9 protein-coding genes are annotated in these 16331 nt (G+C 31.2%); 5 read left to right on the plus strand and 4 right to left on the minus strand.

Annotated elements, in window-relative coordinates; genetic code table 11:
* Window positions 1-205 precede the first annotated feature (205 nt).
* Window positions 206-2917, plus strand: a complete 2712-nt coding sequence (locus tag AC2GW8_RS04070; protein ID WP_440881515.1) for a TonB-dependent receptor — start codon at window positions 206-208, stop codon at window positions 2915-2917.
* A 132-nt stretch (window positions 2918-3049) separates the two neighbouring features.
* Complete coding sequence (locus AC2GW8_RS04075) at window positions 3050-6031, plus strand: TonB-dependent receptor (protein ID WP_440881516.1); 2982 nt, start codon at window positions 3050-3052, stop codon at window positions 6029-6031.
* A gap of 392 nt (window positions 6032-6423) precedes the next feature.
* On the opposite strand, the gene AC2GW8_RS04080 is transcribed toward AC2GW8_RS04075, so the two are convergent.
* Window positions 6424-6957 carry a lysophospholipid acyltransferase family protein gene (locus tag AC2GW8_RS04080; RefSeq protein WP_440882180.1) on the minus strand — a complete coding sequence of 178 codons (534 nt, stop codon included), beginning with the start codon at window positions 6955-6957 and terminating at the stop codon, window positions 6424-6426.
* 103 nt (window positions 6958-7060) lie between these two features.
* Between AC2GW8_RS04080 and AC2GW8_RS04085 the strand changes: the two genes are divergently transcribed.
* On the plus strand, window positions 7061-8437 hold the full coding sequence (locus AC2GW8_RS04085; RefSeq protein WP_440881517.1) for a DNA recombination protein RmuC: 1377 nt from the start codon (window positions 7061-7063) through the stop codon (window positions 8435-8437).
* Between the two features lie 212 nt (window positions 8438-8649).
* Here the strand turns inward: AC2GW8_RS04085 and glyA are convergent, their stop codons facing one another.
* On the minus strand, window positions 8650-9924 hold the full coding sequence (gene glyA / locus AC2GW8_RS04090) for a serine hydroxymethyltransferase (RefSeq protein ID WP_440881518.1): 1275 nt from the start codon (window positions 9922-9924) through the stop codon (window positions 8650-8652).
* 202 nt (window positions 9925-10126) lie between these two features.
* Between glyA and fahA the strand changes: the two genes are divergently transcribed.
* On the plus strand, window positions 10127-11407 hold the full coding sequence (fahA, locus tag AC2GW8_RS04095; protein ID WP_440882181.1) for a fumarylacetoacetase: 1281 nt from the start codon (window positions 10127-10129) through the stop codon (window positions 11405-11407).
* Between the two features lie 112 nt (window positions 11408-11519).
* Here the strand turns inward: fahA and AC2GW8_RS04100 are convergent, their stop codons facing one another.
* Both AC2GW8_RS04100 and ytxJ read right to left on the minus strand, forming a co-directional pair.
* A complete protein-coding gene (locus AC2GW8_RS04100; RefSeq protein WP_440881519.1) occupies window positions 11520-13076 on the minus strand; it encodes a DEAD/DEAH box helicase in 1557 nt (518 codons plus the stop codon).
* 70 nt (window positions 13077-13146) lie between these two features.
* Window positions 13147-13539, minus strand: a complete 393-nt coding sequence (gene ytxJ, locus AC2GW8_RS04105; RefSeq protein ID WP_440881520.1) for a bacillithiol system redox-active protein YtxJ — start codon at window positions 13537-13539, stop codon at window positions 13147-13149.
* 142 nt (window positions 13540-13681) lie between these two features.
* Between ytxJ and clpB the strand changes: the two genes are divergently transcribed.
* Window positions 13682-16288 carry an ATP-dependent chaperone ClpB gene (gene clpB / locus AC2GW8_RS04110; protein WP_440881521.1) on the plus strand — a complete coding sequence of 869 codons (2607 nt, stop codon included), beginning with the start codon at window positions 13682-13684 and terminating at the stop codon, window positions 16286-16288.
* Window positions 16289-16331 lie beyond the last annotated feature (43 nt).

Here is a 16331-nt window from a genome sequence, read left to right on the forward strand (position 1 = left end):
GACACAAAAAAACATCATTTTATTTGTTATAATAATATGCTTTTTTAACGTGTCCTTATGCAGTCTTAATGCTCAAAATTCGAATTATATATCAGTCTCAGATCTACTTGTTTTTTTAAATGAAAACCATAATGTTTTTTTTACTTATAACCCAGAGGTCATAAAAAACAGGAATTTAAAAAAAATAGATTTTACAAAGCTATCTTTGAGAGAATCTATAGACATATTAAAAAATAATACTTCTTTAAAGGTTGAATCTCTTGGTAATAATTATTATGTAATCTTTGAAAAGGATTATCAAATTGAACAAATACTAGAAAAAGATAAAAACAATCCTATTAATAAAAAAATTATTGATTCTTTAAGAAACGAAAAAACATCTGAAAAGAAATTAATTTTGGTAAAAGGAACAGTTCTTGACCAATTTGATTACCCTGTTGAAAAAGCTAGTATTATCGAGAAGAAAACGCAACGAGGCACTGTAACTGATAAGAATGGGAATTTTGAATTAAAAATCATTCAGGGGGCTTCTATTGAAATATCTCATATTAGTCATAGTACAAAAATAGTGTATCCTTCCAAAAAAAAAATAACAATTCGTTTGCAATCTGGAGTTAAACTCGATGAAGTACTAGTTGTAGGCTCTAGAAATAATACTAGACAAAAAATTGACGCACCTGTTTCAACAGATGTGATTGATATAAAAAACGCTGAAAGTAAAAGTGAATTTATTCAAATAAATCAACTAATTCAAAATGAAATTCCTTCATTTAACGCCACTAAACAATCTGGGTCAGATGGATCAGATCATATAATTCCTGCTACATACAGAGGACTTGGCCCTGATCAAACTTTAGTTTTAATTAATGGTAAACGAAGACATCAAGCTTCCCTTATCAATCTCTATGGAACTAGGGGGAGAGGAAACTCTGGAACTGACTTAAATGCAATTCCAACATCTGCTATCAAAAGAATTGAAATATTAAAAGATGGTGCTTCGGCCCAATACGGTTCAGATGCCATTGCTGGCGTAATAAATATAGTCCTAAAAGATCAACCTGACAAAACATTAGTAAATACTACTTTTGGTTTCAATAATGCATCTAATAATACAAATAAAAATCGAAGAGGAATTGATGGGGTATTTTATAAAGCCGATATAAATTACAGTAAAAAAATAGGTAAACAAGGATTTTTTAATTTATCAACAGAGTTATTAAGTAAAAATCATACTTTTAGAAGAGGAACTGATATTAGAGAAAATTATGGAGACCCAGCGACTAAAACCAGTAGTCTTTTTTTTAATTCTGAAATTCCGTTAACAAAGAATGCAAAATTTTATACCAATGGGGGGTATAATTTTAAAGACACCCGTGCGTATGCATTTACAAGACCTGCGGAAAGCGAACGTAATATTACTGAAATTTATCCTACAGGATTCAATCCGATCATAACATCCAATATTTCAGACAAATCTCTTACCATAGGCTCAAAAGGCAATTTTTATAATTGGAATATCGATCTTAGCAATACAATTGGAATTAACCATTTTCAATACTTTATCAAAGAAACGCTTAATGCCTCACTATTAGATAAGTCTCCAAAGAAATTTAATGCTGGCGGACATAACTTGCTTCAAAATACTACTAATTTAGATATATCTAGACACTATAAGAACTTTTTAAATGGTTTAAATATTGCTGCTGGATTTGAAAATAGATTTGAAAATTATCAAATATTTTCTGGAGAAGAAGCTTCTTATGCACTATATGATATAAATGGAAATATTGCTACAGCTTCAACTCCCAATAACCTATTACATACACACAATGGAAAAATAAGACCTGGCGGGTCTCAAGGATTTCCAGGATATTCAATAGAAAATGAAGTAGATAAAATGCGAACAAGTGTTAGCTTATACTTCGATAGTGAAATTGACTTTACAAAAAGATGGTTGTTAGCAACTGCTATGCGTTATGAGAATTACAGTGATTTTGGAAGTTCTATAAACACCAAAATAGCTACTCGTTATAAAATTTCTCCAAAAGCAAAGCTACGCTTCTCATATAGTACTGGCTTTAGAGCTCCATCTTTAGCACAAATATATTACAACCTAAAATTCACTAATTTTATTGATAGTAAAGCCACAGAATCATTTTTAATCGCAAATGATAATCCTATAACTAAAAGATTTGGCATAAGTAGACTAACAGAAGAAAAAGCAGTCAATTACAGTCTTGGTTTTAATTATAACCTTTTTAAAAACTTTAATTTTTCTCTTGATTCTTATCATATACTCATAAAAGATAGAATCATTTTAAGTGGGAATTTTGATGCCTCACAAATAGACCCTAAAGTAACTAACGTACAATTTTTTGCTAACGGTGTAAATACATCAACAATAGGACTCGATTTTCGATTAGGATGGAAAAAATATTTCAACAATTCAAAATTGAATATCGATATCGTAGGTAACGTCAATAAAATGAAAATAACGAAAATAAACAATAAAACTCTTAGCGAAGATGCCTTTTTTGGACCTAGAGAACAATATTTTCTATTAGCTTCTGCCCCGAACCATAAACTAATATTTAACGCTATTTATTCACTGAAAAATTTTACCATAAGTACTACGCTTACGAGATTCAGCAGTGTTGAATTAATTGATTGGCAAATTTTTAAAGAGAACATTCCTTTTGAATCTTCTATTGACTATTATCAGGGTAAATATACTTCAGATATTCATTTAACCTTTAAATTATATAATAACTTCTCTATACATTCAGGAGTTAATAATCTTTTCAATACCTATCCTACTGAACAAGCTAGAAATACCGATAGTGGAGGACTATGGGACGCAATTCAAATGGGAACAAATGGAGCCTTTTACTACACTAAATTTTTAATAAAACTTTAACTATTTTGTATTTTTTTTAATAAAAAAGGGTATAATAATATAAACACCATCTTTATATTATTGTAGCGAATATGACAAAATTGAATCAACAACCTTTACATATTCTTAATTTTTTTAACTAAAATATTATTTATGAAAAAAATACTGACTTTTCTTTTTTCCATTTTTATCAGTTTTAGTGCATTAGCACAAACACGAATATCAGGAGTGGTAAAAGATGCAAATAATGAAACACTTCCAGGAGCTAACGTTTTAGAAAAAGGAACTCAAAACGGTACGACCACAGATTTTGATGGGAAATTTCAATTGAATGTAAATCAAGGAGCCGTTTTAGTTGTTAGTTATTCTGGTTTTGAAACACAAGAAATTGCTGTTAGTGGTAAAACCTCCTTCTCAATTACATTACAAGAAGGTCTTCAATTAGAGGAGGTTGTTATTACAGGTAGTAGGACACCAGCAAGGAGTAATACATCAAGTCCTCTTCCTGTAGATATTGTAGGAGTTAAAGAGCTTCAAGCTACAGGTCAACCTACTTTTGACAAGGCCTTACAATATAAAATACCATCATTTAATACAGTAAACACACCTGTAAATGATGCGACCTCTTTATTGGATCCTTATGAAATCAGAAATATGGGGCCCAGTAGGACTCTTATTCTTATCAATGGTAAACGTAAAAACCTAAGTGCTTTATTATACACGCAAACCTCTCCTGGAAGAGGAGAAACAGGAGCTGATATTTCTGGTATACCAACAGATGCAATAAAAACGATACAAATCTTACGTGACGGAGCTTCTGCTCAATATGGTTCTGATGCCATTGCTGGAGTAATGAACATTATTTTAAAAGATGATTATAAAAATGGTTCTGCTACTTTCAGGTCTGGAATTACAGGTGAAGGTGATGGTGAAATGTTAGGAATAAGTGTTAATAATGGTAGTAAAATAGGTGACGGAAAAGGCTTTATTAACTATACTGTAGACTTTTCTAAAACTGCTTTGGCTAATAGACCTGGAACAGTTGATGCTGATGGAGAATTTGCAGACTTTGTCGAAGTTAACCCAAATAGTTACAAAAGTTATGTTAACGATGACGGAACTTTAGGCGGTGTTGATATTTCAACTTTCGCTAATGAGCAAGACAAAGAAAATTATTTCAACAATACCTATATAGGTTCAGCTGACTACAACACAAAATTATCCGCAATTAATCAAGGTAACATAAATGGTCGAAACGCTGTAGACGATTTTCTTTCAAGAAACCCTGATGCAAACAATATCAACGGATCTCCTGGCACAACTGCCGCGAAGTTTTTGATAAACGGACTAGTAGATTTAAAAGAAGATAACGAGCTGTACTTTAATGCTGCATATGTTTATAAAAAAGTAAATAGTTTCGCTAACTATAGAACACCTTATTGGAGGCAACAAAATGACTTTTTTAATCCAAGAAATAGTAGTGGAACTCGAGCTATTTCAGGATGGAGAGAAAATGGAGATATGCCGTACCTAACAAACTTTTTCCCAGGAGCTAATGGATATGACGGTTACGTGCCAACATTTGAGGGTAATTTAAATGATTATAATGCTACACTTGGCTTTAAATCGAAAGTTAATGATTGGAACATTGATTCAAGTATAACATTTGGTGGAAACCAACAAACATATACTGTTAATAATTCTCATAATAGAAATGTTGTTCTCTCACCCTCGACTTGGATTGACTCTAATGGTAACGGAACTGTAGATTCAGGAGAAATCTCTCAAGGGACTCAATTATACAGAGAAAGTAGTCCTGTAAGCTTTGATCCAGGAGGTACAGCATTCAGCCATATTGTTGGTAACCTCGATATATCTAGAATATTGTCTGATAAAGTAGCTATTGCGTTTGGTGCTGAATTCAGAACTGAAAACTTTGAAATTATTGAAGGTGATTTAGCTTCTTATGACGGTGGTGGTGCAGACTCATTTGCGGGAAATAGACCAGAAGATTCTGGAAGCTTTAATCGTTATAATCTTGGTGCCTATGCGAGTCTTGATTGGGATATCAATAAAGACTTTTTGATAAGTGGTACTGCAAGAATAGAAAACTATTCTGACTTTGGAAGTACTTTCATCTGGAAAGCTAGTTCTAGATATAAATTTATTGATGACAAATATACATTGAGGGGTTCTGTTTCTACTGGATTTAGAGCGCCGACCTTACATCAAATCTATACTCAAAAAGCACAATATAGCTTTGTTCCAGGCCAAGGGATACAAGTGGGTGGATTAGTTAACAATGTTTCTCCACAGGCACGACTTTTAGGCATTCCAAAACTAACAGCAGAAGAATCTACGAACTTCACAGTAGGTATTGGTGGTAAGCCTTTTAAAAACTTTTCTTTCACTGTTGACTACTATAGTATAGCAGTGGATGATAGAATTGTACTAAGTACAGAATTAACACCACCAAGCACTTCTGTTTTCGAAGGTTTAAATGATGTTAGCTTTTTTGTAAATGCAATCGATACTAAAACATCAGGAATCGATTTTGTGGTAAGCTATAACAAATTACCAGTAGGTAAAGGTACGTTGGGCTTTAATTTATCAGGTAACTATACAATTCAAAATGAACGAGATGGTGCTGTAAAAAACCCTGAATTTGCTGCTAATTCTGGACAATCGGTTGTGAATGCTACACAAGAAGCATTATTTTTCACTTCAAGGCCTAGAACTAAATGGATATTAGGAAATACCTATAATATAGGGAAATTCGGATTTACCTTGAATAACACTTATTTTGGTAAAACCATATTTAAACAGCAAGGTCTTGACAACAACTTAAGAACAGAATTTACACCTAAAATAGTAACAGATCTGGGAATTAACTTCAATGTTAATAAAAACTGGACAGTTTCTTTTAATGCGAACAATATTTTAAATGTTTTACCTGAATGGAATTTTAAAGCAGAAAACGTAGCAGGTGTTAATGTATTAAATAATCCAGCGTTGTTAAAAGAACAATCTAACTTAATCACGTTTAATCAAAGATACTCTCAAATGACTTATGATGGTTATCATTTTAGTCAATTAGGTTCTATGTTTAACCTATCTGTAAATTACAAATTTTAAGAATTTAATTGTTTTCATTATATAATAGTAATTATACGTTTGAACCCCAGAGTAAAGAATTAAACTTTGGGGTTTTATTTTTTTTGTTAAAAAATATTAGCTTTTTAAACTATATTAAAATCATTACCTAAAACACCATTCAACCTCTATCTATTTTTATCAAATAATTCATTAAGAATAGTTCAGATATATAAAGCTTTCTTGTTTTATTTGTTTTCTTGTACTTTGTTATTTTAAAATAAAAATCTAAATGAGCTATTGAAGCTTACTAAACTCCTTATAAAAAAAAGAGTTTTCTGAGAAGAGTATAATATTTTTCTCTATTTTTTCAACTCATAAATAGTCGTAAGAAACAACAATTATCAAAACTTATAATTGAAATACACAATTTTTTAGAATTGACTAGGATTTGCTCCTTTTACGTCCTTATAAAAATCATGAAAAACTTTAAAGTCTTTTTCAATATCATCGGTAGGATAATATGGAGGTGATACTGCTACCTGCTTTTTACCGAAATCAAGAGTAAACATAACAATAGGAACACTTGCTCCTTTTGCTATATAATAAAATCCTGTTTTCCACTTATCTACTTTTTTTCTTGTTCCTTCAGGAGCTAAACCAAGCCTAAACTCTTCTTTTGAATCAAACAAATCAATAACAGATTCAACTAAATTATTATTTTTTGATCTATCTACTGGTGTACCGCCTAACCATTTAAATATAAATCCAAGTGGTGGTTTAAAAAGTGATTTCTTTCCGATAAAATTCACTTTTATTCCGAATGAATTCCTTGCTAAAATAGAAATTGGAAAGTCTTTCCAACTGGTATGGGGGGCTCCGATAATTACATATTTTTGAATATCAGAAGGAAAAGCTCCTACTAACTTCCACCCTAAAATTTTTGTATATATGAATTTAGATATCATTTCTCCGTAAATAATTTTCAATGATACGGTTTTCAACATTAAGAACAAATATTTTTCGAATAACTTACCATATATTTGTTTTGATTTTAATTTCAATAGATAAATGAACGCTACTTTACTTGTTATAATTGTTGCTTTAATTTGTATTACTTTGGGAACCATAATAGGAAACCTATTAGGAAAAATAAAAGCAAATAAATTTATTCACGATTTAGAAAAAAATAAAAATATATTACAAAGTAAATTAGACAACTTGGTAGTACAAAAAACTGAAATCGATAAATTTATAAGTAAACAAAAAGAAGAATTCACAAATCATTTGGATCAAAAAAACAATGAAATAAACGCACTTCGTCGCGAAAAAGATTTTTCATCTATAGAACTTGTAAAAAAAAATGAAGAGCTAAAAAATTTACATTTAAAATTAAAAGAAAATAAAGAGGAAATAGGACAATTACAGGAAAAATTCACGAAAGAGTTTGAGAATTTAGCAAATAAAATTCTTGATGAAAAATCAAATAAATTTACGATTCAAAACAAAGAAAATCTTCAAAATATATTAAACCCACTTCAAGAGAAAATTAAAACTTTTGAAAAAAAGGTAGAAGACACTCAAAAAGAAAGTATTTCAATGCATTCTGCTTTAAAAGAACAACTTTCTAATTTAAAAGAATTAAACTCTCAAATGAGTAAAGAAACCTTAAACTTAACGAAAGCATTAAAAGGAGATAGCAAAATCCAAGGTAATTGGGGGGAACTAGTCCTAGAAAGGGTGCTTGAAAAATCTGGCTTGGAAAAAAATCGTGAATACTTTGTTCAACAATCTTTCAGCAATGAAGAAGGCAAACGTATTATGCCTGATGTTGTTATTCACTTGCCTGATAATAAAAAAATGATCGTTGATTCGAAAGTATCTTTAAAAGCTTATGAACAATATACGAATACTGAAAATGAACAAGAAAAAGAACGTTGCCTTAAAGAACATCTTAATTCTCTAAAAAGACATATTGAGCAACTTTCTGAAAAAAAATACGAAGATATTTATAGAATTGAATCTCCTGACTTTGTGCTATTATTTATTCCAATAGAGCCTGCTTTTGCCGTTGCTTTAAATGAAGACAATACACTATACAATAAAGCTTTTGAAAAAAATATCGTTATTGTAACTCCCACTACTCTATTGGCAACATTACGAACTATAGATACTATGTGGAATAATGAAAAACAACAAAGAAATGCTCTTGAAATAGCACGTCAAGCTGGTGCTTTATATGATAAGTTTGACGGTTTATTAAAAGACCTTATTAATATTGGTAAAAAAATAGATGCGACAAAAACAGATTACAGTGCTGCGATGAATAAACTTGTTGAAGGTAGAGGAAACTTAATAACTAGTGTAGAAAAACTAAAAAAGATGGGCGCTAAGGCTAAAAAGGCCTTACCTGAAAAGATTATTGAAAGAGCTCAAGATAGCAACTAAACGTAACTTTTATAAAAAACAACCTAATATTAAATAAATAAAAGTAGAAATTTTGTGCTTTACTAACCTATTTCTCTTGTTTTAAACATAACTTGTCAATAAAAACTTTTGTGATGTTTTAATAATGAAAATTATTTCAATACTTTGAATTAATAAAAAAACCGAAGATTTTTTATCTCCGGTTTCAAAAATACTATTAAATTTAAAATTTATTACATTACAAATAATCTTTTGTGATGCATTAAGTCATAAACTTTGTCAGCTATTGTTTCTAATACTTCATCATTTTCAATATTCATTATGACTTCATCAATTAAATCTACAATCTTTGTCATGTCCTCCTCTATCAATCCTCTTGTTGTAATTGCTGATGTTCCTATTCGAATACCTGATGTTACAAACGGTGATTGAGTATCAAAAGGTACCATATTTTTATTTACTGTAATTTCTGCTTTCCCGAGAGCTAGCTCTGCATCTTTACCTGTTACCCCTTTATTCCTTAAATCTATTAACATCATATGATTATCCGTACCCCCAGAAATAATATGATACCCTTTAGTTATAAATGCTGTAGCCATAGCTCGTGCATTTTCTCTTACCTGAATTTGGTATTCTAAAAACTCATCTGTTAAAGCTTCTCCAAAGGCTACTGCTTTTGCTGCAATTACATGCTCTAATGGCCCTCCTTGATTTCCAGGAAATACAGAAGCATTTAAAAGTGTAGACATCTTTTTAAGTTTCCCGCTTTTAAGAGTCAAACCAAATGGATTTTCAAAATCTTTCCCCATCATGATCATTCCTCCTCTTGGCCCCCTTAGAGTTTTATGAGTAGTAGTTGTTACAATATGACAATAAGGTAAAGGATCTGACAATATTCCTTTAGCTATTAATCCCGCAGGGTGAGATATATCAGCTAATAAAAGAGCCCCTACGTTATCCGCTATTTTTCGAAATCTTTTAAAGTCTATATCTCTAGAATAAGCTGAGGCTCCCGCTATTATTAATTTCGGTTTATGCTTATTTGCTTGTTTTTCTAGGTCATCATAATCTATAAGCCCCGTTTCCTTAACAACACCATAAAATACTGGGTTGTATAATTTCCCTGAAAAATTTACAGGAGATCCATGAGTTAAATGCCCTCCATGAGATAAGTCAAAACCTAAGATAGTATCTCCTGGTTTCAAACACGTGGCAAAAACAGCTGTATTTGCCTGACTACCTGAGTGTGGCTGTACATTTACATACTCAGCTCCAAACAATTCTTTCGCTCTATCTATTGCTATTTGTTCCACAACATCAACTACTTCACACCCACCATAATATCGCTTTCCTGGGTAGCCTTCAGCGTATTTATTAGTTAAAACTGAACCCTGTGCCTCCATTACTTGTTCACTCACAAAGTTTTCAGAAGCAATTAACTCTAGACCATGTAACTGTCGATTATTTTCTTCGATGATTAGGTCAAAAATTTGATGATCTCTTTGCATTTTTATACTTTGTTAAATTCTAAAATCAAATGTAATCAATTTAAAGGTAATTAATACTTGTTAAATCGGAATTTCATCTATTTAAATCTATTCATCAAGCAACGAAATTACCATCTGTTATATTTTCTATATTTTACTATACATCACTGGTGTAAAATAAAAAAAATATGTAGGTTTGATGTCAAATAAAACAATTAATTTAATGGAAATAACTGCAAATAATCCAAACAGAAAATCATGGTTAACTGTTGATGTAGACTCAGATTTTCCAATTCAAAATATACCATTCGGTGTTTTCTTAACAAAAGACGATATAATTACAATTGGTACTAGAATCGGTAATTATGCTATTGATCTAGGAGCTTTACACCAATTAGGATACTTTGAAGGAATTCCTTTAACAGATGATATATTTTTACAAGATACACTAAACGATTTTATTGCAGATGGAAGAAAAACATGGCGTTTAGTTCGTAATAGAATTGCTGATATTTTTGATAGCAAAAATCACCAATTACGCGATAATGAAGGACATCGGGATAAAGTAATTTTCACTATGGAGGAAGTTGAAATGCAACTGCCTGTAAGTGTTGGAGATTATACTGACTTTTATGCAAGTAAAGAACATGCGACAAATGTTGGAAGTTTATTTAGAGATCCAGAAAATGCTTTGTTGCCAAACTGGTTACATATTCCTATTGGATACCATGGAAGAAGCTCTTCAATAATTCCTTCAGGAACACCAGTTCGTCGTCCTTTTGGACAATCAAAGCCTGCAGAGGGAACTAATAAGCCTGGTTTTGGTCCTTCAAAATTACTAGATTTTGAACTAGAAATGGCTTTCATTACAACGGTGGCTAATGATTTAGGTGAAAGAATTCCTATTGAAGAAGCAGAAGACTATATCTTTGGATTAGTACTTTTTAATGATTGGTCCGCAAGAGATATTCAAGCATGGGAATATGTTCCATTAGGTCCTTTTTTAGGTAAAAACTTTGCATCAACAATTTCTCCTTGGATTGTTACTTTAGATGCTTTAGAACCATTTAGAGTAGATAATCCAAAACAAGTTCATGAGCCATTACCTTATTTGAGAAAGGAAGGTAAAGACAGCTATGACATAAATTTACAAGTAGCCATTAAACCTGAAGATTCAGAAGAAACTGTAGTATGTAATTCGAACTTTAAATATATGTACTGGACAATGGTTCAACAATTAGCTCATCACACTATAAATGGTTGTCCTGTAAATGCAGGAGATATGATGGGGAGCGGCACCATCTCAGGCCCTACCAAAGACAGTTATGGTTCTATGTTAGAATTAAGTTGGAGAGGTCAAAATCCATTAAAAATGAACGATGGTTCTGAACGTAAATTTATTAATGATAATGATACTGTTATTCTAAGAGGGTATGCTAAAAATAATGATGTTCGAATAGGTTTTGGAGAATGTTCCGGTAAAGTACTCCCAGCTCAAGATTAACCATATACAGTTGGTCATGAGCTTAACTTCTTACAGAAAACTTGATGTAATTCATTTCTAAAAAAAGCTATCTATTTAAATTAATAGATAGCTTTTTTCATTCGACTTTTCTCTACTCTTCTTCTGGAGGAGGGTGTCCATGGATTTGTTCATATACCTCATCAAAATTATTTCTTATGTAGGTATTCAGTTTTTTTCTATAATCATCTTGTAACCAATCAATAAAATTATGAGTGCTTTTACAAATACATTTTGAATATCTAAAAATTCTATCGTCAATATCTCCTCCTAGTTTTTTAGCCAAGATGAGGGCATCAAATACATCTTCACTGTTTTCAACACACAATTTTGCATGATGCTCTATGCTTTTCTCTAAAACTTTTTTTGATGATTGACCTGATTGAATAGTTTGAACATAAACTTTCTTAACGTCAAAATAAAGATTTTTTGAATTGGCAAATTCTTTTTTTACATCTTCAGGAAGCTCATACCTAAAATCACTCTCAATTTCTTCATCACTTAATAAATTATCTAAATAGAAATTAGGAGCTCTAAACATTTTTTGCCAATCTAAGTCTGCTCCCCAAGGTCCAAATCTGTGAAAATTATTTCCTAGATCTATAACATTGAATCCAGACTTTCCTGGTAAAATACGAGACCCTCTACCAATCATTTGGTAATATAATGTAAGTGATTTTGTAGCTCTATTTAAAATAATTGAGCTAACTGAAGGTTCATCAAAACCAGTTGTCAATATACTTACAGAAGTAATAATAGCATTTGGTGTTTTGTTAAACCATTTCAATATAAAGTCACGTTCTTTTTTGGTATTTGTATTATCTAAATGAGCAATTGGATAACCTGCTCTTTTAAACGTGTCATAAACATGTAAAGAAGTGTTAATTCCGTTGTTAAATATTAATGTTTTTGTTCCTTTTGCTCTTTCTTCATATGCTTGTAAAAGTTTTGATAGCATGTCCGTATTTGTATACAGATCTTCCGATGACTTTACGGTATAATCACCATTGGCTCCAACCTCTAACGAAGTTAATCCAACGTTGTAAGAGTAAACACTAGCTTTAGCCAAGTATTCATTTTCTATTAGAGTTGCAATACTCTCTCCAACGATCAATTCGTCATAGTTGTTTTTCATTGGAAGTTTAATATTTGAGCTCAAAGGAGTTGCTGTGACCCCTAAAATGAATGATTTATCAAAAAATTTAAAAAGTTTTGTAAAAGAATTATAGTGTGCTTCATCAATAATAACCAATCCAACATCTGAAATATCAAGCATATCATCGTTCAATCGATTATTAAGCGTTTCTACCATCGCAACAAAACAATCATAATTACCTTGATCATCTAAACTAGCCTTACTATCAATTATTTTGTTATCAACACCAAATTCTCTTAACATTCTAGCTGTCTGCTTACAAAGCTCTATTCGATGCGTCATAATAAGTACCTTCTTCTTATAATGCTTTAAATACTGTCTTGTAATTTCAGAAAAAATAACTGTTTTTCCTCCTCCTGTTGGTAATTGGAAAAGTAAATGATAATTCTCAGGAGCATTTTCGTAACTCTTAAAGATATTGTGTATCGATTGCTTTTGATAATCGTATAAGTTCTTACCTACAATTTTCTTGGTAGTCGTTGCTTCTTTACTCAATTTTGTCCTATTTTGAAGACAACAAAAATACGATGAATTTGAAGAAATCTTCAAAAATTAAAAAGGAAATTTAAAAACTTTTTAAATCAATTTTTGTGATCTCATAATGAGACGCATGAGTTAGAACTTCTTTATTTTTAATTATAATCAACTGCGGTGATTGATGTATAACTTGAAATTTATACCCTACTTCATCAGAAACTTGTCTGTATTTTAAAAGATCTAAATAGTAAACTTTAAAGTCTTTTAGAGAACTATCAAATTTTTCAACAAAACTTTTTATAACCATACTACTTATTCCGCATCTGGTTGAATGCTTGAAAATAGCCACAGTTTCGTTCTCTGACAAAGCTTCAATTTCACTTAATTGATCGACACTATTTAAGTCAATCCAATTTACAAACGTTACTTTTTTGTTTTTATTTTCTTTAGATGAACCGAAAAAATTATTTAGTATCCCCATTATTATATTTTTTTATTTACCAATCAACCACAACAGACAAAAAGTCATTAAAAACCACTAAACACAAGACAAAATGTCAATATTAACTTTCTACAGTTTATTGGTACTGATTTTGAGTTATGGATCATAAAATAAAATGATTATGAATTTCAACAATTATACGATAAAATCACAAGAAACAATACAACAAGCTCAATTACTTGCTAATAAATACTCTCATAATCAAATTGAAAATGAGCATTTATTCAAGGCACTTCTTGTTGTTGATGAAAATATATTGCCTTTTATACTAAAAAAACTAAATGTTAATTTACAAGTTATCAAACAAGTTATCGACAAGCAACTTGAAAGTTTTAACAAGGTATCTGGTAGTGAAATAGTGTTATCAAGAGAGGCTAATAAAACGCTTACAGAAGCTACTAGTATTTCAAAAAAAATGAATGATGAATTTGTTTCAATTGAGCATTTAATTATTTCAATATTTAAATCCAAAAGTCAAATTGCCCAAATACTAAAAGACCAAGGTGTAACTGAAAAAAATTTAAACTCAGCCATTCAAGAGCTAAGAAAAGGTAATAATGTGACTTCTCAGAGTGCAGAAGAAAGCTATAACTCTTTAAACAAATATGCCAAAAATTTAAACCTTTTTGCACAAGACGGAAAACTTGACCCTGTTATCGGTAGAGATGAGGAAATTAGACGTTTGCTTCAAATATTATCACGAAGAACAAAGAATAACCCCATTTTAGTTGGAGAACCAGGAACAGGAAAAACGGCTATTGCTGAAGGATTGGCACATAGAATAATACGAGGCGATGTTCCTGAAAATTTAAAGAATAAAGAGATCTATTCTTTGGATATGGGAGCTTTAATCGCTGGGGCTAAATACAAAGGTGAATTTGAAGAGAGGTTAAAAAGCGTCGTAAAAGAAGTGACTAACTCTGATGGAGATATTCTTCTTTTTATAGATGAAATTCATACTTTAGTTGGTGCAGGTGGTGGTCAAGGAGCAATGGATGCAGCTAATATTTTAAAACCCGCACTAGCGCGAGGAGAGCTGAGAGCTATTGGAGCTACGACACTTGATGAATATCAAAAATATTTTGAAAAAGACAAAGCGCTTGAAAGAAGATTTCAAAAAGTTATCGTTGACGAACCTGATACTGAAAGCGCTATTTCAATTTTAAGAGGTATTAAAGACAAGTATGAAGCACACCATAAAGTAAGAATAAAAGATGAGTCTATTATAGGTGCTGTTGAACTTTCGCAAAGATATATAACCAATCGATTTTTACCAGATAAAGCTATTGACTTAATGGATGAAGCTGCATCTAAACTAAGGATGGAAATTAATTCCAAACCTGAAGAACTTGATGTACTAGATAGAAAAATAATGCAGATTGAGATTGAGATTGAAGCTATAAAACGTGAAAATGACGATATGAAGTTAAAGTCTCTAAATGCAGATATAGCTAACTTAAAGGAGGAACGAAATGAAATAAATGCAAAGTGGAAATCCGAGAAAAACGTTATTGATCAAATTCAACAATTAAAATCATCAATTGAAGAATTTAAACTAGAAGCTGATAAAGCTGAGAGAAATGGTGACTATGGTAAAGTTGCTGAATTAAGATATGGTAAAATTAAAGAAGCTCAAGAACAACTAGACAAACAGCAAATAATATTAGCAAATCAAAAGGAAAACTCGTTAATAAAAGAAGAAGTAACATACGATGATATTGCTGAAGTTATAGCTAAATGGACAGGAATTCCTGTTACTAAAATGTTGCAATCTGAACGCGAAAAACTATTAAGTCTTGAATTTGAATTACATAAACGTGTTGTAGGGCAAGAAGAAGCTATAGAAGCAGTTTCTGATGCTGTTAGACGTTCAAGAGCAGGACTACAAAATCCAAGTAAACCAATTGGTTCATTTTTATTTTTAGGAACAACAGGAGTGGGAAAAACAGAGCTTGCAAAAGCGTTAGCTGACTATCTTTTTGACAATGAAAACGCAATGACTCGTATCGATATGAGTGAATATCAAGAACGACATTCAGTTAGTAGATTGGTTGGCGCACCTCCAGGGTATGTTGGATATGATGAAGGAGGACAGTTAACAGAGGCTGTAAGAAGGAAGCCGTATTCAGTAGTATTGCTCGATGAAATCGAAAAAGCGCACCCTGATACATTTAATATCTTATTACAGGTACTTGATGAAGGTAGACTCACAGACAACAAAGGCAGAATTGCTGATTTCAAAAATACAATTATCATCATGACCTCAAACATGGGTAGTCATATTATTCAAGAAAAGTTTGAAAACATGAAACAAGATATATACTCTACTATGGAAATAGCAAAAACCGAAGTCTTAGGACTACTTAAACAAAGTGTACGTCCAGAATTTCTAAATAGAATCGATGATATTGTAATGTTTACGCCTTTATCTGAAAGAAATATTAAAAATATTGTAGAGCTTCAATTAAATGGAGTTAAAAAAATGATCGCCAAGAAAAACATTACTATCGATGCTACAGAAGAAGCCATTTTATACCTTGCTAAAAAAGGATATCAACCAGAATTCGGAGCACGCCCTGTTAAAAGAGTAATTCAAAAAGAAATATTAAACGCACTATCAAAAGAAATATTAGCAGGAAAAGTAGTTACAGATAGTATTGTTTTACTTGACGCATTTGATGATCAATTAGTTTTTAGAAATCAATCTAATTTAATTGAAAATAATTAACCTGCTAAAAGTTAAATTTATGTATAAAATATTGAGGGACTAA

The organism is Tenacibaculum profundi (assembly GCF_057162725.1).